The following is a 21,624-nucleotide window of genomic DNA, read 5'->3' on the forward strand; positions in this document are numbered from 1 at the left end:
TTTCTCCTCCTACGCATGCCCCGCGTCCCGCATGGCACGCAGCTCCTTCTTCAGGTCGGCCACCTCGTCCCGGAGGCGGGCGGCCAACTCGAACTTCAGCTCCGCCGCCGCGTTCCGCATCTGCTCGTTCATCTGCTCGATGAGCTCCAGAAGATCCTCCGCGGGTGCTGCGGCCAAGCCGTCTTCTCGGATCCTAGCAGCTGCGGCCAGCGCCACATTGTCCGAGTCACTGTGTATCGCGGCCTTCTTCCCCGCTCCCCCACCGGTCCCGGCCCCAGCCGAGCCAACACCACCGGCCCCGGCCTTCTTCCCCTTGACTGGGGCGGTGTGGTTGTTGGCCGCGGCCCGCATGGCCAGCAGCTCCTTGGTGTCCTCATCCTCCCGGGCCAGCTGGTCCGTGATATCCGCGATCCGCTTGCGCAGCGGCTGCGGGTCGATCCCGTGCTCCCGGTTGTACGCCTCCTGGATCTCCCGGCGTCGATTGGTCTCGTCGATCGCGGTGCGCATCGAATCGGTGATCTTGTCCGCGTACATGATCACCTCCCCGGACACGTTGCGGGCAGCCCGCCCGATCGTCTGGATCAGCGACGTCGTCGAGCGCAGGAAGCCCTCCTTGTCCGCATCCAGGATCGCCACCAGGGAGACCTCCGGTAGGTCCAGGCCCTCGCGCAGCAGGTTGATGCCCACCAGCACGTCGAACTCCCCCAGCCGCAGGGACCGCAGCAGCTCCACCCGCTTCAGGGTGTCCACATCCGAGTGCAGATACTGCACCTTGACCCCGTGCTCCACCAGGTAGTCGGTGAGGTCCTCGGCCATCCGCTTGGTCAGGGTCGTGACCAGCACGCGCTCGTCCCGGTCGGTCCGCAGGATGATCTCCTCCAGCAGGTCGTCGATCTGGTGCTTGGTCGGCTTGACGGTCACCTGCGGGTCCACCAGGCCGGTCGGTCGGATGATCTGCTCCACGTACCCGTCCGCCTGGGACAACTCGTACTTGCCGGGCGTGGCGGACATGTAGATGGTCTGCCCGATCCGCTCCAGGAACTCATCCCACTTCAGCGGCCGGTTATCCAGGGCCGAGGGCAGCCGGAAGCCGTGCTCCACCAGGGTGCGCTTGCGGGACATATCGCCCTCGTACATGCCGCCGATCTGCGGCACCGTCACGTGGGACTCGTCGATGATCAGCAGGAAGTCATCCGGGAAGTAATCCAGCAGGCAGTGCGGGGCGGAGCCGGCCGCGCGCCCGTCGATGTGCCGGGAGTAGTTCTCGATCCCGTTGGTGAACCCCATCTGCTCCATCATCTCGATGTCGTAGGTGGTGCGCATCCGCAGCCGCTGGGCCTCCACCAGCTTGTTCTGGCTCTCCAGCTCCTTGAGCCGCTCGGTCAGCTCATGCTGGATGCCGTCGATGGCTTTGGCCATGCGCTCCGCACCGGCCACATAGTGGCTGGCGGGGAACACGTACATCTCCGTCTCCTCCCGGATCACCTCTCCGGTCAGTGGGTGCAGGGTGTGGATGGATTCGATCTCATCCCCGAAGAACTCGATGCGGATCGCGTGCTCCTCGTACATCGGGATGATCTCCACGGTATCCCCGCGCACCCGGAAGGTCCCGCGGTGGAAGTCCACGTCATTGCGGGCGTACTGCATGTTCACGAACTGCCGCAGCAGGGTATCCCGGTCGATCTCCTCCCCCTGCCGCAGGGTCACCATCTGCCGCACGTATTCCTCGGGCGTACCCAGGCCGTAGATGCAGGAGACGGTGGAGACCACGACGACGTCGCGCCGGGTCAGCAGCGCGTTGGTCGCGGAGTGGCGCAGCCGCTCCACCTCCTCGTTGATCGAGGAGTCCTTCTCGATGAACGTATCCGTCTGCGGGACGTACGCCTCCGGCTGGTAGTAGTCGTAATAGGAGACGAAGTATTCGACGGCGTTGTGGGGCAGCAGCTCCCGCAGCTCGTTGGCCAGCTGCGCGGCCAGCGTCTTGTTCTGCACCAGCACCAGGGTGGGCCGCTGCACGGATTCGATCAGCCACGCCGCAGTGGCGGATTTTCCGGTGCCGGTGGCGCCGAGCAGGACGATGTCCTTCTCCCCACCTTCCACCCGCTCGGTCAGCTGTTCGATGGCCTTCGGCTGGTCCCCGGCCGGCTGGTACTCGGAGACGACCTCGAAGGGCGCGACGACGCGATGGATCTCCTGCGCAAGACTCATGCGCCCAGCCTACGCCGGATCGCACAGGTGTTCGACGCCGTCCGCTCCCGGCCGAGCCCCACGCGAACCCACACGAAAGGCCCCCTCCCCCACCACGATCGCGCGGATCGCAACGGGAGAAGGGGCCCTCCCTCAGCGGCCCAGCAACAGGTCGGCCGCCTTCTCCGCCATCATGATGGTCGGGGCATTGGTGTTGCCGGTGGGCACCGTCGGCATCACCGAGGCGTCCGCGACGTGCAGGTTCCGCACCCCGTGCACGGCCATACTCCGAGGATCCACCACCGCGTTCCGGTGGGTTCCCATCGCGCAGGTGCCCACCTGGTGGTGGTACGTCACCACGGAGTCCCGCACGTACTCCTCCAACCGATCCGCTGGAATGTTCTCCCCGGGCCACACCTCCCGAGCACCCCACTCCTCGGCGAGCGCGGTCTGCGCCCCGATGGCCTGGCAGTGGCGCACCGAGGCCATGAGCGCCTCGACGTCGGCCCTCACTCCCAGGGCATCCAGGTCGATGATCGCGGGGTCCGCCGGGTCCGGTCCCCTCAGCCGCAGGCGGCCCCGACTCTGCGGTCGGACGAGCCCAGCCATCAGGGTGAAACCCTTCTCCGGTCCGGGCATCTCTCCTGCCCCGTACCCCTCCGAGTACATCGGCACCGAGAAGAAGATCGGCTGCGTATCCGGCACGGCCTGATCCGGGGTGCTCTTGGCGAACAGGTGGACCTCCGCCGGAGCATCGGTGGCTTCCGGCACGGGATGCTCTTCATCGGTGGAGAAGATCACGGGCACCAGCAGGTGGTCGTGCAGGTTCGCGCCGACCCCCGGCAGGTCTGCGAGCACCGTCACGCCGATCTCCTCGAGGTGCTCACGCGGCCCGATGCCGGAGCGAAGCAGGATCTCCGGGCTGCCGATCGCCCCGGCACACAGCACCACCCGCTCGGCCCGCAGCTCGCGGATCTCGCCGTCCTGCTCCAGCTCCACCCCGACGGCGCGCCCGCCGTCGAGGATCAACCGGCGTACCACGGTCCCGGTAATAAGGACCAGCCCATCCTGTTCCACCACCGGACGCAGGTAGGCATGCCAGGTGTTGAACCGCTTGCCGTCCCTGATGGTCAGCTGCATCCGAGACACCCCCTCGGGATCCCCGCTGTTGTAGTCGGGGTTCAGCGGGAATCCGGCTTGCTGGGCCGCTACGACCATCGCCTCCTGGATCGGATTGCGCTCGAAGTCCCCTCGCACGTCCAGCAGTCCCTCTCCTCCACGGGTCTCGCTCGCCCCACCGTCGAAGGTCTCGATCTTCCGGAAATACGGCAGGACGTCCTCCCATCCCCACCCGGGGCATCCGGAATAGGCCCAGGCGTCGTAGTCCTGGCGAGCGCCGCGCACCCAGATTCCGGCGTTCAGGGCGTGGGAACCGCCCATGACCTTCCCGCGCGGCAGGTGCAGCCGCCTCCCGTTGGCGCCCGACTGGGGCGCGGTCTGGAAGTCCCAGTCCTGTGCGCTGTGCCAGATCCGTCCCAGGTCCCGGAAGTGGGCGATGTCCGGATTGGTGTCCTGCGCACCGGCTTCCACGAGGGTGACGGTGTGACCTGCGTCGAGCAGACGACGGGTCAGGACGTTGCCGGCGCTGCCCGCGCCGATGATCAGGTACTCGGTCTCCATCGACCTGTCCTCTCTCCTGTGATGCCGCGGTCACCCAGCGGCGCTTCGACGCGACCACGCGAGTGGTCGGGCGGCCTCAGCCGTTGATGACCTGGGGAACAGCCACGTGCTTCAGACCCTCGACGCCGAACTCCACGCCGAAGCCGGAGCTCTTGATCCCGCCGAAGGGGATCCGCGGGTCGATCCCGCCGTGCCCGTTGATCCACACGGTGCCGGCCTCGATGCGGGCCGCGACTTCCCGGGCACGGGCGGGATCGGAGGACCACACCGAGGCACCCAGGCCCACGTCCAGGGCGTTGGCCTGCTCGATTGCCCACTCCAGGTCCGAGTACCGGATGATCGGCAGGGCCGGACCGAACTGCTCCTGCACCACCAGCGGATTCTCCGGATCGATATCGGCCACCAGGGTGGTCGGGTAGAAGAATCCGGGCCGTTCGGCATCCGGGTTCCCACCCAGCAACACGCGGGCGCCGTCCTCCACGGCCGCACGCACCAACCGGTCCACGACGTCGTACTGCGCGCTGTTCTGCAGCGGGCCCAGGACGTTCTGCTCCTCCAGGCCGATCCCCATCGGCTGGGACCGGGCGAATTCCGTGAGGGCCCGGCACACCGGTTCGTACAGGGCATCCGGCACGTACAGACGCTTCAGGGCCGCACAGGTCTGCCCCGTGTTGATGAACGCGCCCCAGAACAGGCCCTCGGCGATGGCCTCCGGGTCCGCGTCCTCCAGGACGATGCCGGCATCATTGCCGCCCAGCTCCATGGTCAGTCGCTTCAGTGTGGGCGCGGAGGCCTCCACGATCTTGCGGCCCGTCGCGGTGGAGCCGGTGAACATGATCTTGTCGATCCCCTCGTGCCGGGAGATCGCCGCCCCCAGCTGCGGCCCACCCGGGACCACCTGCAGCACGCCCTCTGGCAGCACCGAATTCAGCACGTACACCAGGGCCAGCACGGACAGCGGGGTGTGTTCGGAGGGCTTGATCACGACGGTGTTGCCCATCCGCAGGGAGGGAGCGATCTGCCAGATGGAGATCATCATCGGCCAGTTCCACGGGCTGATCGCCCCCACGACGCCGATGGGACGGTAGGTCAGCGTCGCACGGGTCTGGCCATCGTCGACCACGACCTCCTCCCCCAGCTCGAAACCGGCCGTCGCCCGCGTCCAGGCGGAGCAACCCCCGACCTCGAAGCGGGCGTTGGGCCCGTTCAGCGGCTTGCCCTGCTCGCGGGAGAGCAGTTCCGCCAGCGGCTCGGTCGCCCGCTCGATCGCCTCCGCTGCCGCCACCAGCAGCTCACACCGATCAGCCTCAGAACGAGCGGACCATTCCCGCTGCGCCTGACGGGCCGTCGCCACGACGCGATCCAGGTCATCCTCATCCAGCTGGGGCGCGTATCCGATCAATTCCTCCGTGGCCGGATCATGCACAGGCACGGCGCGCGGAGCCCGGGCTCCGGCATCGACGGCGCTCAGCAGCTCAGTGTAGGTGGTGGGAACGGTGCTCATAGGGACTCCCGAGGACTCGACGACGATTGGCTAGTGTGGTGCACAGCACTATTCCAGCGGGGACGAACCCTGCCTTGCTCTCTCGTGCACGGGACTTGGCACAGCGCGCACCCCTCGACCGCCCCGGAAGGAGGCCCCGTGGTCCTGCATGATCTGGCGCAGTGGCGAGCCCTAATCTCGCGATCCTTCGCCCCGCTGCGCATCACCGCGGATGAGCAGACGTTCCGCGCCGCGCTGCGCGAGGTCGCCCTCGGAGACGTGCACCTGTTCGAGATGGCCACAGGACCCCACCGGGTGGAGCGCGCCCGGGACCTCATCGATCCACACGCGCGCCCAGCCTGCAAACTCAGCCTGCAGCTGTCCGGCACAGCCGTGCTCACCCAGGATGACCGGGCATGTCGCATCGGCCCAGGGGACCTCGCCCTGTACGTCACACAGCGGCCCTATCTGCTGGAGTACGAGCGCGGAGAGCAGCACAGCCTGGTCATCCAGTTCCCGCAGTCCTTCGTACACATCGCCCCGGACCTCATCGGTGAGATCACCGCGACCCGCGTCAGCCGCTCGGAGGGTCTGGGGCGGGTCGCGGTGCCGCTGTTCGAGCAGCTGGCGCACAACCTGGACGTGCTCTCCGGAGCGCACGCGATGAACCTGGTCCGCTCCGCCCTGGACATGCTGGTCACCGTGCTCTCCTCAGAGACGAGCAGCGTCCCGGAGAATCCCCTCTTCCAGCAGGCGGTGGCGTACATCGAGGACCACCTGGCGGAGGAGGATCTGGGACCACAGGCCATCGCGACGCACCTGTACGTCTCCGTGCGGCAGCTGCACGCGCGCTTCGCCGCGGAGGACCACACGGTGGCGGCGTACATCCGCGAGCGTCGTCTGGAGGCAATCCGTCAGGCCCTGGGGGATCCGCTGGCTCGCACCGAATCGGTCTCGGCCATCGGCTCCCGCTGCGGCATCCCGGATGCCTCGCATCTGTCCAAGGCTTTCCGCGCACAGTTCGGGGAGACACCGAGCGCGTATCGAACCCGCGTCCTCGCCGCGCCTGAATCCTCTTCCTGAACGGATAGCAGATGGCGGGGTCCGGACTCAGCTCAGCTCACGGATCAGCCGGTGCGCGGTCTCCAACCCCATCTCGATGGCCCCATCCACCACGACGCCGCGCCAGCCCCTGGCCCAGTCCGCTCCGGAGAAGCGCAGGCGGGTCCCGGTCTCCCGGAAGTGGTGCCAGCCGTCGGTGAACTGGCCCTTCCGCAGGGTGGCCCAGGCCTGACCGGACCAGCGGTCGGCGACCCAGTCGTGTCCGGTGCAGTCCAGCACGCGCAGGTCCGGTCGCCACTGGTCGAGGATGGCCTGACCCGTGGCAGGGTCCTCCAGGTCCACCCGTGTGTGGTCGGACCCGAAGACCACGCAGATGGTGCTGCCGTCGTCCAGGAAGTACTCGCTGCGCAGCATCGCGGCCGTGTGCGGCTGGGGCGCGTAGCCGAAGATGTTGTGGTGGCCCTCCACCTTGACCCACGCCTTGAAGCCGGTGGAGTTCCACCCGGTCTCGATGGTGCGGCGCATGCCCTCCGGCAGGGCCGGTTCGAAGCGGATCCCGGCCAGCGCCCCGACGGGCACCGTCATCACGACGGCGTCGGCCTCCAGGACCTCCCCGTCCGCCAGACCCACCCGGGCCCCGGTCGTGTCGTGGCGGACCGAGACCACCTCCGTGCTCAGTCGGATCGAACAGCGCAGGTCCGCGGCGATGCTCTCGTAGATGCCCCGCATCCCGTGGGTCAGCTTGTACCGGAGAGTCTGCGCATCCAGCAGCGGCAGGCTGTGATCCGAGAGGGCGATCCACTGGTTGGCCATCAGCGATGACCCGTTGTTGGGATCTCCGATGTATCCGGCGGACCAGTAGGCCTCGCACAGGTCAATCTCCTCCTGGGTGAAGTCTCCCTCCCGCAGCACGTCCAGGGGTCCGCGTTGGTCCGCCGCGCGGAAGGCCTCGGGAAGCTCGGGTAGGCCGGTGTAGTCCTCGGAGAGCACGTACAGGGGGTCGTAGGGGTTGGGGAAGAAGGCTCGGGCGTCGTCGAAGATCGCGGACATCGGCCGGGTGATCTTCGTGTCGATGTCAGCTTCGGTGCCTTCGCGCACCTGGCCTCCGGTGATCCAGTAGGCGCGATCGGTGATCGGGCTGGGATAGATGGTCTGTCCGTACCGGGTGATCTCGGCCCAGACGTGCGGTTGCATCCAATGCACCCACGTGGCGCCGAGCTCCAGCGTGTGGCCCATCCTCTCCTGGGTCCAGGCCCGTCCCCCGATGCGATCGCGGGCTTCGAGGATCTCGACGTCGAACCCGGCGGTCTGCAGCTCGCGGGCTGCGATCAGCCCGGAGAATCCGGCGCCGACGACGATGACGTGTGCGGTGCTCATTGATGACTCCTTCGGTGGGGTTGTCTCTCAGCGAGAGGTGGGAAGGTCGACGGGCTGAGTGTGATGGTCCAGATCCTGCAGACCGGCGAAATCCTCCGGTCTGCGCCGACGCAGGATCTCCGCCCAGATCCAGCCGAGAACGCCCGAGCTGAGGATGATCGTCGGCATGACGATCACCAGCGGGGTGGGACCATCTGCGCCGATCATCAGGTCGAAGTTCGCGAGGATCAGCCCGAAGACGGTGAGCAGGCCGAGGGCGGCCAGGGTGGGCGCGATGATCCTCGCCAACGGACCGTGCCCCTCCGGGTTGCGGTGGAACCAGGCGATGACGGCCACGGAAGTCACGGCCAGCAGGAACACCAGGCCGAAGGCCGCCGCGTTGGTCAACCAGGTGAACAGAGTGATCACCGGGAACAGCTCACCCAGGGGAGATCCGGTTCCCACCACTGCGAAGACCGCGATGACGATGATGGCGAGTGAGGACTGGGCCAGTGATCCCCAGATCGGGGCGCCGGAGCGCCCGGAGGCTCCGAGGCGCGACGGCAGGACGCGCGAGCGACCGAGGGCGAAGAAGTATCGAGCCGCGGCGTTGTGGAAGGCGATCAGCGCAGCCAGCAGACTGGTGATGAACAGCAGATTGGCCAGCACGGACAGCGGTTCCGAGTGCTGCGCAAGCCACAGGAACACCAGGTCCGGGCCTTCCTCTGCGGAGCGGGAGAGGATCATGCTCGGGCCCACACCCATGGCCAGGGCCCAGGCGGAGAAAGCGTAGAACACAGCGATCACACCGACGGCGATGTAGGTGGCGCGGGCCACGGTGCGCCGCGGGTCTTTGGCTTCCTCGGAGTAGATCGCTCCTGACTCGAAGCCCATGAAGGCGGCGATCGCGAAGGCCAGCAGCACCCCGATGCCGTGGGCGAAGAACTGACCCGGTTCGAGGGTCTGCGCGGAGATCCCTTCCGGCGCGGTACCCAGGGAGAGTACGCAGACCACGATGACCACCAGGAACTCCAGGGCCACGAGCACCCCGAGCACCTTGGCGGACAGGTCCACGCTGCGCACACCCAGAACTGCGACGACGGCCCATCCGAGCAGGGCGCTGAGCCACCAGGGCAGGCTGATCCTCATCGTCGCGATGAAGGCGCTCAGCGCGAAGCCGAACATCCCGTACAGCCCGATCTGCATCATGTTGTACGAGACCAGCGCCAACACGGCAGCGGCGATGCCCTGCCGGGGTCCGAGTCCTTCACCGATATAGGCGTAGAAGGCGCCGGCGTTCTGGATGTGCGAGCTCATCGCCCCGTATCCGACGGCGAACAGAGCCAGGATGACTCCCAGGGCCAGGTATCCCAGGGGCACTCCGAGCAGTCCGGAGACCGCGAAGTTGGTGGGCACTCCCCCGGCGAGCACCGTCAGCGGGGCTGAGGCGGCGATGATCATGAACACCAGTGCCGTGGTGGACAGATGCCGGCGAGCAAGCCCCGGAGTGTGCGGCAGGTCCTGCCGTTCTGGGTGCTCGGTGATGGCGGTCATGGTGGGCTCTCCTGAGGACGGCGGATCGTCTCCCCACTGTGCTCCCTGCCATAGCCGGCAGGCTTGTCCCTGAGTGCGCTGGGATTGGCCTCACGTGAACTCACCCATGCGAAAGGGCCCCCTCCCCCACCGCGATCACACGGATCGCGGCGGGAGAAGGGGCCCTTCCAGACCGGCTTGCCTCACCCGCGCTCGCGCGGCTCCACCGTCTGCTCGGCACCGGTCACGACATCGTCGGCCGGGACCTCCCCGGCGCCCGTGCCCTCGGCGAGGTCCGCGGCCTCATCCGCGCCGCCCTCGGTGCGCTGGCGGCGGATCTCCTGGTAGGTGTTCGGCACCAGGGATTCGTACTCGGGGGCGGTGGTCTCGTCGTACTCGGGGTGGATGGAGTACTCCTGCACGCTGGTGAAGTCCTCCTGGGCGCGGCGCCGGTACTCCTCCACCGGCAGGACCTGCTTCCACTGCCGGGTGCGCAGCGGCGGCAGCTCCCCGGCGTCCTCCTTGAAGGCCCGCACGATCATCCACGCCTGCACGAAGGTCAGGATGAACACCGGCAGGCCGATGATGATCACCACGTTCTGCAGGGCGTCCAGCCCCAGCTCCCCGGCGAACAGCAGGATGGAGGCGGCCACCAGCCCGATGGACACGGTCCAGAACACGCGCTGGCGGATCGGGGACTCATCCTCGTGCCCGTTGGCCATGGAGTCCATGACGATCGAGGCGGAGTCGATGGAGGTGACGAAGAAGATGAAGATCAGCACGATCGCCACCACCGCGACCACCGGCAGGAACGGGAAGTTGCCGAGGAACTGGAACATGGCCCCGGGGATGTCCCCCTCGGCCACGACGGTGTGCACCAGGCCGCCCTCGCCGTGCATCTCGATGTCGAAGGCGTTCATCCCGAAGATCCCGACCCACACCATGGTGAAGGCGGTCGGCAGGACCACCACGCCCAGCACGAACTGACGGATGGTGCGGCCCTGGGAGATCTTGGCCAGGAACAGCCCGACGAACGGCGCCCAGCAGATGGTCCACGCCCAGTAGAACACCGGCCACTGCCCCAGCCACCCGGTGTTGGCGAAGGTGTCGTTGAAGAACATCATCTTCGGCAGGATGTACAGGAAGTTGCCCACGGACTCCACGACGCCGCGCAGCGCGAACATGGTGGACCCGGCCATGAGGATGAACAGCAGGAACGCCATCGCCAGGATGATGTTGAAGGTGGACAGCCGCTTCACGCCCTTGTCCATGCCGTTGAGCACCGACGTCAGGGCCACCGCGGTGATCAGCGCGATGATCACCGCCTGCATCCAACCCGCCACCGGCAGCCCGTACATGATGCTCACCCCGGAGTTCAGCTGCAGCGCACCCAGACCCACGGACACGGCGATGCCGAACACGGAGGCGATCAGGGAGATGACGTCGATGGTCTTGCCCCAGGGGCCGTGGATCCCGTCGCCCAGCAGCGGCTGGAAGGACGAGGACACGCGCGGGGGCAGGCGCCGCTTGTACGTGAAGTACCCGAAGCCCAGCGCCGGCACGGTCAGCAGCACCCACACGCCCAGGCCGATGTGGAAGTCCGCGATGGACAGCGCGTCCAGGGCGGCCTCCTGGCTGCCGGGTTCGACGCCGTCGTAGGGCGGGCGGGCGAAGTGCGTCAGCGGCTCCGCGGCACCCCAGAACATCAGGATCGCGCCGACGCCGGCGGCGAAGGTCATGCCGAACCAGGCCAGGGTGGAATGCTGCGGCTCGGAGTCATCCGGGCCGAGCTTGATCCGGCCGAAGCGGCTGACGCAGACGTAGACGAGGAACAGGGCGCACAGGGCCGTGCCCAGGACGTAGAACCAGCCCAGGTACGTCAGGATCCACCCGGAGACCGCACCGAACACGTCGATCATGGTCTGGGGGAAGGCGATGGTCGCCGCGGAGAACAGGAGGATGAACGCGGCGGCCGGGAAGAAGATCCCCGGGGTGGTCTTCAGACCGAGGCGTCGATGCAGCGAGTGAAGCATCCGAACATCATAAGGCACCTGATCACCGGGTGCGGAGTCGGCTCCGTGACACGGGTGATCAGGAGCTCAGCCGTCGGCGCGACCCAGCTTCTCCTGCCAGTCCCCCCAGATCCGGTCCACCTGCGTGCGGGTCTGCTCCGGGGTGCCGGAGTTGTCCACGGTCCAGGTCGCGACGGCGGCCCGCTCGGCGTCGGTGGCCTGCGCGGCGATCCGGGCGCGGGCGTCCCGCTCCTCCATCCCCCGGGACTCGACCAGGCGGCGCACCCGCTCCGGTTCCTCCGCGGTGACCACCAGGATGCCGTCGAAGCGGTCGGCCTGCCCCGTCTCCACCAGCAGCGGGATGTCCTCCACGATCACCCCGGCGAATCCGGGGCGCTGGGCGGCAGCCTCCCGCTGACGCGCGGCCTCCTCGCGCACCGCCGGGTGCACGATGCCGTTCAGCCGCTGCCGGGCGTCCTCGTCGCCGAAGACCCGCTCGGCCAGGGCCGGGCGGTCCAGGGCGCCGCGCTCATCCAGGAGCTCGCGGCCGAAGGCCTGCGCCACCTGCTCCAGCACGGGTGAGCCGGGGGTCATCAGCTCCCGGGAGATCCGGTCCGCGTCGATCACCACCGCGCCCAGCCGCGCCAGCCGCGCGGCCACGGTAGACTTCCCCGCCCCGATGCCCCCGGTCAGTCCGATGTGCAGCGTCACCGTCCGCCTCCCTTCGTCGATGTCCTGTCCAGGCCATCTTCGCAGGCAGGCCCTCCCGATGCGACGTGCTTGAGGCGGCTATCCCAGCGCGGCATTCACGACGCGGCGCCGCCGATGCGACGCGCCTGAGGGGACCCTCCCGACGCAGTATTCCCGGAGCGACGTACCTGAGGCGTCGCTCCCGAGGCGATGCGCCTGAGGCGATGGCCCGGGGTGATGGACCGACCGCAGAGCCCCGACCGGGGTCACCCGAGGATGGTGGGCGGCAGCATCGACACCCACCACACGGCCAGGACCACCGGGATGGCCGCGCTGAGCACCTGCCCCGGCCAGACCACGGCGTCTCGATGCGGCCGGGCCGCGTTCACGATGACGTTGGCCACCGCTCCCAGCAGACCCGCCAGCATCACCAGCCCCACGATCACCATGGCCCAGACCAGAGCCGGGCCCGTCTCCTCCATGAGCGCGGGCCCCACCTGATGCGGCGACGCCCCGAAGAGCAGGGCCACCAGCGCCATGAACGCCCAGAAGAGCACGAGCAACCCGGGACCGAGCAGACACACGAGGGACGCGCCCGTCCCCACCAGCAGCAGCAGGACCGCCAGGACGATGTGCCCGGGGCCTTCCGGCAGCGGGTACCACACCAGCGCTCCCTTGGTGCGGCGGCCCAGATTCCTCCGGGCGGCGCGACGACGCTCCTCCATCTGCCACACCAGCTGATCGACGGAGACCTGACGCTCCGCTCCGCTGGGGTCCGATGCCAGCGGTGCGCCGAGGCCCGGCCCTCCCTGCGGCGCACCGGGTGGGAGCGGGTCCCGTTGACCGAGCACGGCCGGGTGGGTGAGTCGGTGCCACTGCTCTCGCAGGGTCGGCCCCCGCCAGGCTCCGGGTCTGCCGTGGTCCTCCGGCGGAGGCTGCTGGCCGTAGGGGGCCTGCTGCTCGGGCGGCATCTGGCCCGGTGGGTGGTGCGGATCGAACGGGGGCTGCTGGGTCATGGGATGCCTCCTTGGAGTAGCGCCGGTCCTGGGGCGCCGGGTGCTCCGCAGTCTAGTGAGACACCTCATCCTCTCGGGGTCGGGCTGTGGATAACCCCGGCGGCGAGCCCGCCCGCCGACCCTCGAGATCCCCGATACGGGTTCACCGCACCGAATCCGGGCTGCCACGCACACCGTCGCATACGGCAACGTCGAAGGCCCGGTGCCGAAGCCACCGCACCGGATCCGCGGCGCGGGGTTCGTAGACTGGGCTGGTGACCGACTCCTCCCCCGACGCTCCCGCCGAACCAGCCGATCAGGCCAGCACCTCGGCACCGACTGACGCCGCCCCGCAGGCCGAGACTCGCGCGCGCCGCTGCACCGTCCTGGCCGACACCGAGCCGGTGGAGAGTCTGCTGGAGATCAAGCACAGCGAGTTCCTGGGGCACCTGGTCCGGGTGGAGACCGAGGAGGCAGCCCGGGCGCACATCGAGCGGATCCGCCGCCGTCACCACGACGCCCGCCACGTCTGCTCCGCCTTCGTCCTCGGGCCGGACCGGGACGTGCAGCGCTCCTCCGACGACGGCGAGCCGGCCGGCACCGCGGGCATCCCCATGCTGCAGGCCCTGCTGTCCCACCGTCCCGACCCCTTGGACCCCGAGCGGGCGGATCTGACGGACGTGTGCGCGATCGCCGTGCGATGGTTCGGTGGGATCAAGCTCGGTGCCGGCGGTCTCGTGCGCGCCTACACCGAGGCCGTCACCCAGACCCTGGATGAAGCCCACCTGGTGACCCGCTCCCGACGCCGCCTGGGCACCGTCCCGGTGGAGCACGCCCGCGCCGGTCAGCTGGAGAACGAGCTGCGCGCCCACGGCTTCGCCCTGCAGGACACCGAATACGCCCCGGATCACGCCGTCCTGCACCTGTCCGTACCGGACGACCCAGCCGCCCAGGAGGAGGCCGCCGCCCGCCTGGCCGCGCTGAGCTCCGGGCAAGCCCGCATCACCTGGGGCACCGTCACCTGGATCGACGGCTGACCGCCCTCCCCGAGCACGAGAAGGCCCCGCCCCCGTGAATCATCACGGGGACGGGGCCTTCGCCTCATCTCACGGCCTCACCGCGGGCCCCTGACGGGCGGCGCGGCGAGTGCCAAGGAGATCAGTTGTTGCCGCCGGTGAGCTTCTCGCGCAGAGCAGCCAGGGCCTCGTCGGAGGCCAGGGTGCCGGCGTCGGACGCCGGGGCCTCGGAGGAGTAGGAGGTCTGCGCGGAGGACCCGCCGCGACCGCCGGTGGCCGCGGAAGCGGCGGCATCGGCGTCCTCGTTGAGGGCCTTGCGGACCTGCTCCTTGTGGGCCTCCCAGCGAGCCTGGGCGTTGGCGTACGCCTGCTCCCAGGCGGCGCGCTGGGCCTCGTAGCCCTCGAGCCACTCGTTGGTCTCCGGGTCGAAGCCCTCGGGGTACTTGTAGTTGCCCTGCTCGTCGTATTCCGCGGCCATGCCGTACAGGGCCGGGTCGAACTCGGTGCCGTCCGGGTCCACACCCTCGTTGGCCTGCTTCAGGGACAGGGAGATGCGGCGGCGATCCAGGTCGATGTCGATGACCTTGACGAACAGCTCCTCGCCCACGGACACGACCTGCTCGGCCATGTCCACGTGGCGCACGGCCAGCTCGGAGATGTGCACCAGACCCTCGATGCCGTCCTCCACGCGCACGAACGCGCCGAAGGGCACCAGCTTGGTGACCTTGCCGGGCACGACCTGGCCCAGGGCGTGGGTGCGGGCGAAGGTCTGCCACGGGTCTTCCTGGGTGGCCTTCAGGGACAGGGACACGCGCTCGCGGTCCATGTCCACCTCGAGCACCTCGACGGTCACCTCCTGGCCGACCTCGACGACCTCGGAGGGGTGGTCGATGTGCTTCCAGGACAGCTCGGAGACGTGCACCAGGCCGTCGACCCCGCCCAGGTCCACGAAGGCGCCGAAGTTGACGATGGAGGAGACCACACCGGTGCGGACCTGGCCCTTCTGCAGCTGGTGCAGGAAGTTGGAGCGGACCTCGGACTGGGTCTGCTCGAGCCAGGCGCGACGGGACAGGACCACGTTGTTGCGGTTCTTGTCCAGCTCGATGATCTTGGCCTCGATCTTCTGCCCGATGTACGGGGCGAGGTCGCGCACGCGGCGCATCTCCACCAGGGAGGCCGGCAGGAAGCCGCGCAGCCCGATGTCCAGGATGAGCCCGCCCTTGACGACCTCGATGACGGTGCCCTCGACGACGCCGTCGTCTTCCTTGATCTTCTCGATGTCGCCCCAGGCGCGCTCGTACTGCGCGCGCTTCTTGGACAGGATCAGGCGGCCTTCCTTGTCCTCCTTGGTGAGGACCAGAGCCTCGACCTCATCACCCACGGCGACGACCTCGTCCGGGTCGATGTCGTGCTTGATGGACAGCTCGCGGGAGGGGATCACGCCCTCGGTCTTGTACCCGATGTCCAGCAGAACTTCGTCGCGGTCGACCTTGACGACTTCGCCGGAGACGAGGTCACCGTCGTTGAAGTACTTGATGGTCTCATCAACGGCCTTGAGGAAGTCCTCTTCGGTTCCGATGTCGTTGATGGCAACCTGGGGGGTGTTGGTGGTCATGTAGTAGGGGCTCCGATGTGGATCGTTGGTCGAACGGGTCCGACGCCGCGGCCCGCCTCCCGGCGGGGGCTCCCCTTCCTGACGGGCAGGACGAGGACGCACGGCACGGACATGTGCTTGGTTACTGATAGGGCGTACGCCTGGGCGTACCCGTCAAGTCTATGGGCGCGCGGGGCCTCGGGTCAATGGCCGGGGCCCCGCGCGCCACACCATGACGGCCGAGACCGTCGAAGGGGTCAGAAGATGAAGTCGCAGTAGGGCTCCCGGCGGATCGCGAACAGCCGCGCCGCCTCCTCCGCGCCCTCGCCCGTGACCAGGCCGAAGCGCACCTCGGGCTCGCAGCCCTGGAACACCGCGGAGGCCAGCAGCTGCACGGGGAAGCGCACCCGGGCGGCCTGCGGGGCCAGCTCCGACTCGTCCTCGGCCTCGGTGCGCCGCTCGTCCCGCGCGGCCAGCAGGTGCGCCCCGGGCAGCTCGGTCGAGGCCCCGGCGCCATCGGCAGTGCCGGATCCCGCGGACTCCCCGGCACCAACCGCCGCCTCGGCGCCCTCCTCGGCCCGGGCCGCGTCGACCTCGGACACGGCCCGCCCGGGCACCACCTCGGCCCGCCCGTCGCGGATGCGCAGGTGGTACGCGCCGGTGACCAGTCCCAGCGGGTCATCCACCAGCAGCACCAGCTCGCCGTCGGCCAGGTACTCCCGGTGCTCCAGGACGCGGGCCACGTCCAGGATCCGCGTCCACAGCACGTCGGTCTCCCGGATCTGTCGAACAGCCCGCGGGTTGGACAGGGCCCGGGCCAGCTCGTTGCCGGGGGCCGCGCGGAACTCCAGGAAGTCCACCAGGTCCAGGCTGAGCAGCTGCTCCCACAGGGCCACCCGCGCCCGGGTGCTCACCGCCTGGAAGTCCTTGACCGCCACCCGGTTGGGCCCCGGAGAGGAGGAGCCCCAGCCCTGGTGGTTGAAGGCGGCGTAGCCCTCCACCCCGTCCGGGCCCTCGAAGACCAGGGCCTGCCGGGCGCCGTCGGGCTTGAGCTGATCCTCGGAGAGGTTCACCGCGCCCACCGCGTTCTCCACGACCCCGCGCGGGCGCACGGCCTGCCCGGCCCGGAACCCGGCGATCGGCTCGCGCAGCGCCAGCCCGAACTCCACCAGCTCCTTGCCCTGGGCCTGGTGGATGCGGCCCTGCCGGGCCCCGGAGCGCTCGACGACGCCGGGCAGCAGCCGCGGACGCGCGGTGAGGTCCAGCTCGTAGGTGATCATGCGGGTGGACAGCCCGAAGCCGAAGCGACCGTAGATCTCGCCTTCGGAGACGGTCAGCGCGGCCATCCCGCAGCCCTCGGACCGGGCCCGGGCCAGCTCCGGCTCCATCATCCGGCGCAGGATCCCCCGACGCCGGTGGGTCGGGGCCACCCCCACCCCGGTGATCATCCACGCGGGGACCGCCCCGGCGCCGACCTCCACGGTGTTGGGGAAGCCGAAGATCGTGGCCACCGGGTGCGGTCCCTGCGCGCTGGGCAGCCCGGCCAGGGTGGTGTCCTCATCCGTGAAGCCGCGGATCACCGCCCGCATCTGCTGCTCGTGCTCGGCGTTCCAGCGCTGCAGCTTCGCGTCCCCCGGGTCCTCGTAGAAGCCCAGGGCGATGCGCCGGGTCGCGGCGCGGTACAGGGCGGTGGGCTCGCCGTCCTCGTCGAGGAAGCGGGTCAGCTCGAAGGGCGTGAGCGTCATGGGTTCTCCTGGGTCTCGGGATGCGCGGGGAGCGCGAGGGGCGTGGGCCGCCGCGGCGGGTGCCGCGGTGCTGGTGCTGCGGCGGGGCCGGGGGTGCGGCGAAGAGTGCGGCCGGGGTCGGCGGGTCAGTGGGCGGCGTCGTTCCAGGAGGGCCCGCGGCCCACCTGCACCTCCAGGGGCACCCGCAGCTTCGCGGCCCCGGACATCTCCTCCCGCAGGATGGCCTCGGCGGCGTCGTGCTCGCCCGGGGCGACCTCCAGGATCAGCTCGTCGTGGACCTGCAGGACCATCCGGGTGGACAGGCCCTCCTCGCGCAGGCGTCGATCCACCCCCAGCATGGCCTTCTTGATGATGTCCGCGGCCGAGCCCTGGATCGGGGCGTTCAGCGCGGCGCGCTCGGCCATGTCCCGGGTCTGGCGGTTGGTGCTGGTCAGCTCCGGCAGGTAGCGGCGGCGCCCGAACATCGTCTCGGTGTACCCGGTCTTGCGGGCCTCGTCCACGATGTGGCGCAGGTAGGTGCGCACCGCCCCGAAGCGGCGGAAGTAGCTGGACATCAGCCCGCGGGCCTCATCCACGGAGATCTCCAGCTGCTTGGACAGCCCGTAGGAGCTCAGCCCGTAGGCCAGGCCGTAGCTCATCGCCTTGACCTTGGCGCGCATCTCCGGGGTGACGTCGGCCGGGGCGACGCCGAAGACCTGGGAGCCGACGAAGCGGTGCAGGTCCTCCCCGTCCCGGTAGGCCTGGATCAGGCCCTCGTCCTGGGACAGGTGCGCCATGATGCGCATCTCGATCTGGGAGTAGTCCGCGGTCAGCAGCTCCTGGTACCCCTCGCCGACGACGAAGGCCGCCCGGATCTTGCGCCCCTCCGCCGTGCGCACGGGGATGTTCTGCAGGTTCGGGTTGATCGAAGAGAGCCGACCGGTGGCCGCGGTGGTCTGCCCGAAGGTGGTGTGCACCCGGTCCTGGGCGGATAAGGCGTCGCGCAGCCCCTCTACGGCCTGGCGCAGCTTGGTGTACTCGCGGTAGCGCAGCAGCCAGGCCATGAAGTCGTACCCGGCGGTGCCCGGCTCCAGGGTGCGGCTGAGCTCCTGCAGGGAGGTCGCGTCCGTGGTGTACCCGGAGGAGATCTTCCGGGTGGTGGGCAGCCCCAGGGTCTCGAACAGCACGGTCTGCAGCTGCTTGGGCGAGGAGAGGTTCACCGTCTGGCCGCCGAGCACCTGCTCGGCGTTGCGCTGGGCGGTGTCGATCTCGGCCTGGTACGCCTCGATCAGCGCCTCCAACCGGGCCGGCTCCACGGCCACCCCGGTCAGCTCCATGCGCAGCAGGATCTCGGCCAGCGGGATCTCCAGCTCGGTGAGGATCCTCTGGGCCCATGGGTGCTCGCCCAGCCGCTGCCGCACGGTCCGGGCGACGTCGTGCAGCAGCCACGCGGCCGCGGCGAAGCGGTCCAGCCACGGCACCGCCTTCTGCCGACGCTGCTCCGGGGTCTCCTTGCGCAGGGTGGCCTGGGTGGGCTTCTTCACCTTGGGGCCGAAGGAGTAGGAGGTGAACTCCCCGCCCAGCTGCTCGGGGTCGTAGCCCCGGGCCCCCGGGCGCAGCACGAAGGCCTCCAGGGCCACGTCCCGGCCGGTGTCCTCAAGCCGGTAGCCCAGCTCCCCGAGCCGGCGCACCAGCCCCTTGAGGTCGCTGACCAGCAGGTCCGCGGCCCGCTCGGTGAGCAGCCTCTGCAGGGTGCTGCTCGCGGCCTCATCCAGCTCCTCCAGCACCGCGGTGCCCACCGACTCGGGGTCCGCGATCTGCAGGACTGGCCCCAGCCGGTAGTCCTCCTGCAGGGTCAGTGCGATCGTGGTGCCGGGCTGCCCGAAGGCGGCCTGAATGGCCGCGGCGTCGGGCAGGTCCTGCCGCTGCGGGATCTGGATCTGCGGTTCGGGCTCGGCGGCGGACAGGTCCCGGCGGACCCGGTCGCGCAGGGTGCGGAACTCCAGCTCGTCGAACAGCGCGTCCATGCGTTCCAGATCCGGCTCCCGCCGGGCCATCTGGGCGAAGCTGACCGGCAGGTCCAGGTCCCGCCTCAGCTCGTTGAGGCGGAAGTTGCGCCGCACATCCTCCAGGTGCGCCCGCAGGTTCTCCCCGGCCTTGCCGCGGATCTCCTCGGCGTGGGCCAGCACCCCCTCCAGGTCCCCGTACTGGCCCAGCCATTTGGCGGCCGTCTTGGGCCCCACCTTGGGCACCCCCGGCAGGTTGTCCGCGGACTCCCCCACCAGGGCGGCCACGTGCCGGTACAGCCGGGGCGGGACCCCGTACTTCTCCTCGATGTCCGCGGCGGTGCGCGGCGGGATCTCGGAGATCCCCTTGGTGGGGTACAGCACGCTGGTGCGCTCGGAGATCAGCTGGAAGGCGTCCCGGTCCCCGGAGACGACGACGACCTCCGCCCCCGCGCTCTCGGCCAGGTGCGCCCCGGTGGCGACGATGTCGTCGGCCTCGAAGCCCTCCACGGTGATCCACGGGATGTTCAGGGTGTCCAGGGTCTGCTGGATGTACTCGATCTGCCCGGCGAACTCCTCCGGGGTCTTCTGCCGCCCGGCCTTGTACTCGGGGTACTCCTCGGAGCGGAAGGTGGGCCCGGACAGGTCGAAGGCCACGGCCACGTGGGTGGGGCGCAGCTGCCGAATCATGGTCAGCAGCATCGCGGTGAACCCGTGCACGGCGTTGGTGTGCTGCCCGGCCGTGGTGACGAAGGACCCCTCGGGCACGGCGTAGAAGGCGCGGAAGGCCATGGAGTGCCCGTCCACCAGCAGGAGGCGGCTGACCTCCTCCAGGCCTTCGGCGGCGGGCTGCTCGGCGGGATCGGTCGCGGCGGCGTCGGACGGCTGGGGCTGCTGGGTGGAAGTCACCCTACAATCCTAAGCACACCCGTCGCGGCCCGTCCGGGCCCGCATCCCCTCTCGAAAGGCCGAGCCCGCCATGGAAGACTCCCCCCGCCAGTCCGCCGATCGCCTCACCGCGATGGGGGTGCCGCCCGAGGTGCAGGAGGCGCTGCCCGCGCACGGCATCGGCACGATGGCCGAGCACATGGGCATCGTCTTCGAGGAGCTCACCGCCGAGCGCGCCGTCGCCCGCTTCCCGGTGGAGCGCAACACCCAGCCCTACGGCCTGGTGCACGGCGGGGCGCACGTGGCGCTGGCGGAGACCCTCGGGTCGATGGCCGCCAACGTGTTCGCCGGCCCGGAGAAGATGGCCGTGGGGCTGGATGTGAACGCGACGCACCAGCGCGGGGCCAGCAGCGGCTGGGTCACCGGCACCTGCACGGCGATCCACCTGGGCCGCACCCTGTGCGTGCACGAGATCGTGATGACCGACGACGACGGCCGGCGCCTGTCCACCGCCCGGATCACCAATCTGCTGGTTGACCGGAAGGGCTGACGAGACGGGCGCCTCCGGGGCGGCCTCCGGCGGAAGCGGACAGCCCCCGACGCCGCGGGATCGCGGCGTCGGGGGCTGCTGTGCGCGGGTCACCCCGCCCGGTGCGTGGGCTCAGGCGACCTGGGCGATGATGGTCTCGGCCACCTCGCGCATGGACAGGCGCCGGTCCATGGAGGTCTTCTGGATCCAGCGGAAGGCCTCCGGCTCGGTCAGGCCCATCTTGGTGATCAGCAGGGACTTGGCCCGGTCCACGAGCTTGCGGGTCTCGAACTGCTCCTTGAGGTCGGTGACCTCGTGCTCGAGGGCCTTGATCTGATCGTACCGGCTGATCGCGACCTCGATGGAGGGGATGAGGTCGTTCTCCGTGAACGGCTTGACCACGTAGGCCATCGCCCCGGCCTCGGTGGCCCGGTCCACGAGCTCCTTCTGGCTGAACGCGGTCAGCAGCACCACGGGGGCGATGCGCTCCTTGGCGATGTGCTCCGCGGCGCTGATCCCGTCCATCTTGGGCATCTTCACGTCCATGAGCACCACGTCCGGGCGATGCTCCTGGGCCAGGGAGACCGCGTCCTCGCCGTTGTCGGCCTGGGCCACGACGTCGAATCCCCGGGCGGAGAGGATCTCCACGATGTCCAGCCGGATCAGGGCCTCGTCCTCGGCGACGACGACGCGGCGCACCGGCCGGTTGGAGTCGGCCCGGGTGGTCTCGGCCGCGGCGGGCTCGGCCGCGGCGCTGACGTCGATGGTCTCCGCGGAGTCCTGGGGAGTGGAGCTGTTCTCGGACATCGGCGGTCTCCTTGGGTGATGCGGACGGTCACGGAAAAAGGGTGCGGGGTGAGCGCACGCGT

General features: G+C 69.5%; 15 protein-coding genes. 3 read left to right on the forward strand and 12 right to left on the reverse strand.

All coding sequences use genetic code 11. The features are described from left to right. Positions 1 to 9: 9 nt before the first annotated feature. From uvrB to KKR01S_RS04990, 3 genes are all read right to left on the reverse strand, one after another. Positions 10 to 2,208 (reverse strand): excinuclease ABC subunit UvrB, encoded by a 2,199-nt coding sequence (uvrB, locus tag KKR01S_RS04980; RefSeq protein WP_061225444.1) that lies wholly within the window; start codon positions 2,206 to 2,208, stop codon positions 10 to 12. 132 nt (positions 2,209 to 2,340) lie between these two features. Continuing rightward, positions 2,341 to 3,867: a GMC family oxidoreductase gene (locus KKR01S_RS04985; RefSeq protein ID WP_061225445.1), complete on the reverse strand. Its 1,527-nt coding sequence runs from the start codon at positions 3,865 to 3,867 to the stop codon at positions 2,341 to 2,343. A gap of 76 nt (positions 3,868 to 3,943) precedes the next feature. Then, on the reverse strand, positions 3,944 to 5,371 hold the full coding sequence (locus tag KKR01S_RS04990; RefSeq protein ID WP_061225446.1) for an aldehyde dehydrogenase family protein: 1,428 nt from the start codon (positions 5,369 to 5,371) through the stop codon (positions 3,944 to 3,946). A 138-nt stretch (positions 5,372 to 5,509) separates the two neighbouring features. Here KKR01S_RS04990 and KKR01S_RS04995 point away from each other — a divergent pair, with 138 nt between their 5' ends. Then, positions 5,510 to 6,433 (forward strand): AraC-like ligand-binding domain-containing protein, encoded by a 924-nt coding sequence (locus KKR01S_RS04995; RefSeq protein ID WP_061225447.1) that lies wholly within the window; start codon positions 5,510 to 5,512, stop codon positions 6,431 to 6,433. A 27-nt stretch (positions 6,434 to 6,460) separates the two neighbouring features. On the opposite strand, the gene KKR01S_RS05000 is transcribed toward KKR01S_RS04995, so the two are convergent. The 5 genes from KKR01S_RS05000 to KKR01S_RS05020 form a co-directional block, all read right to left on the reverse strand. Further along, a complete protein-coding gene (locus KKR01S_RS05000; protein ID WP_061225448.1) occupies positions 6,461 to 7,789 on the reverse strand; it encodes an NAD(P)/FAD-dependent oxidoreductase in 1,329 nt (442 codons plus the stop codon). 27 nt (positions 7,790 to 7,816) lie between these two features. Next, complete coding sequence (locus tag KKR01S_RS05005) at positions 7,817 to 9,322, reverse strand: APC family permease (protein ID WP_061225449.1); 1,506 nt, start codon at positions 9,320 to 9,322, stop codon at positions 7,817 to 7,819. Between the two features lie 182 nt (positions 9,323 to 9,504). Further along, the gene (locus KKR01S_RS05010; RefSeq protein ID WP_061225450.1) at positions 9,505 to 11,334 is read right to left on the reverse strand and encodes a BCCT family transporter; all 1,830 of its coding nucleotides are present in this window, start codon (positions 11,332 to 11,334) and stop codon (positions 9,505 to 9,507) included. 66 nt (positions 11,335 to 11,400) lie between these two features. Further along, positions 11,401 to 12,024 carry a dephospho-CoA kinase gene (gene coaE, locus KKR01S_RS05015; RefSeq protein WP_061225451.1) on the reverse strand — a complete coding sequence of 208 codons (624 nt, stop codon included), beginning with the start codon at positions 12,022 to 12,024 and terminating at the stop codon, positions 11,401 to 11,403. A 245-nt stretch (positions 12,025 to 12,269) separates the two neighbouring features. Further along, complete coding sequence (locus tag KKR01S_RS05020; protein WP_061225452.1) at positions 12,270 to 13,019, reverse strand: hypothetical protein; 750 nt, start codon at positions 13,017 to 13,019, stop codon at positions 12,270 to 12,272. A gap of 365 nt (positions 13,020 to 13,384) precedes the next feature. Between KKR01S_RS05020 and KKR01S_RS05025 the strand changes: the two genes are divergently transcribed. Next, the gene (locus KKR01S_RS05025; protein WP_061225496.1) at positions 13,385 to 14,035 is read left to right on the forward strand and encodes an IMPACT family protein; all 651 of its coding nucleotides are present in this window, start codon (positions 13,385 to 13,387) and stop codon (positions 14,033 to 14,035) included. A gap of 121 nt (positions 14,036 to 14,156) precedes the next feature. Here the strand turns inward: KKR01S_RS05025 and rpsA are convergent, their stop codons facing one another. The 3 genes from rpsA to polA form a co-directional block, all read right to left on the reverse strand. After that, a complete protein-coding gene (gene rpsA / locus KKR01S_RS05030) occupies positions 14,157 to 15,629 on the reverse strand; it encodes a 30S ribosomal protein S1 (RefSeq protein ID WP_061225453.1) in 1,473 nt (490 codons plus the stop codon). A gap of 236 nt (positions 15,630 to 15,865) precedes the next feature. Continuing rightward, entirely contained in the window at positions 15,866 to 17,353 is a 1,488-nt protein-coding gene (locus KKR01S_RS05035; protein WP_061225454.1) for a GNAT family N-acetyltransferase, read from the reverse strand. Between the two features lie 125 nt (positions 17,354 to 17,478). After that, positions 17,479 to 20,247: a DNA polymerase I gene (gene polA / locus KKR01S_RS05040; protein WP_081101574.1), complete on the reverse strand. Its 2,769-nt coding sequence runs from the start codon at positions 20,245 to 20,247 to the stop codon at positions 17,479 to 17,481. A 70-nt stretch (positions 20,248 to 20,317) separates the two neighbouring features. Between polA and KKR01S_RS05045 the strand changes: the two genes are divergently transcribed. After that, positions 20,318 to 20,776, forward strand: coding sequence for a hotdog fold thioesterase (locus KKR01S_RS05045; RefSeq protein ID WP_061225455.1), 459 nt, complete (start codon positions 20,318 to 20,320; stop codon positions 20,774 to 20,776). Positions 20,777 to 20,887: 111 nt separating this feature from the next. On the opposite strand, the gene KKR01S_RS05050 is transcribed toward KKR01S_RS05045, so the two are convergent. Further along, on the reverse strand, positions 20,888 to 21,562 hold the full coding sequence (locus KKR01S_RS05050) for an ANTAR domain-containing response regulator (RefSeq protein ID WP_081101575.1): 675 nt from the start codon (positions 21,560 to 21,562) through the stop codon (positions 20,888 to 20,890). Positions 21,563 to 21,624: the final 62 nt, after the last annotated feature.

The sequence above is a fragment of the Rothia kristinae NBRC 15354 genome (assembly GCF_001570865.1).
GTDB lineage: Bacteria > Actinomycetota > Actinomycetes > Actinomycetales > Micrococcaceae > Rothia > Rothia kristinae.

Coding starts and splice junctions, on each gene's coding strand:
- KKR01S_RS04990 (WP_061225446.1), bottom strand. CDS start 5,371: ATGAGCACCGTTCCCACCACCTACACTGAGCTGCTGAGCGCCGTCGAT.
- KKR01S_RS05000 (WP_061225448.1), bottom strand. CDS start 7,789: ATGAGCACCGCACACGTCATCGTCGTCGGCGCCGGATTCTCCGGGCTG.
- uvrB (WP_061225444.1), bottom strand. CDS start 2,208: ATGAGTCTTGCGCAGGAGATCCATCGCGTCGTCGCGCCCTTCGAGGTC.
- KKR01S_RS05050 (WP_081101575.1), bottom strand. CDS start 21,562: ATGTCCGAGAACAGCTCCACTCCCCAGGACTCCGCGGAGACCATCGAC.
- KKR01S_RS05035 (WP_061225454.1), bottom strand. CDS start 17,353: ATGACGCTCACGCCCTTCGAGCTGACCCGCTTCCTCGACGAGGACGGC.
- KKR01S_RS04985 (WP_061225445.1), bottom strand. CDS start 3,867: ATGGAGACCGAGTACCTGATCATCGGCGCGGGCAGCGCCGGCAACGTC.
- KKR01S_RS05010 (WP_061225450.1), bottom strand. CDS start 11,334: ATGCTTCACTCGCTGCATCGACGCCTCGGTCTGAAGACCACCCCGGGG.
- KKR01S_RS05045 (WP_061225455.1), top strand. CDS start 20,318: ATGGAAGACTCCCCCCGCCAGTCCGCCGATCGCCTCACCGCGATGGGG.
- rpsA (WP_061225453.1), bottom strand. CDS start 15,629: ATGACCACCAACACCCCCCAGGTTGCCATCAACGACATCGGAACCGAA.
- KKR01S_RS05005 (WP_061225449.1), bottom strand. CDS start 9,322: ATGACCGCCATCACCGAGCACCCAGAACGGCAGGACCTGCCGCACACT.
- KKR01S_RS05020 (WP_061225452.1), bottom strand. CDS start 13,019: ATGACCCAGCAGCCCCCGTTCGATCCGCACCACCCACCGGGCCAGATG.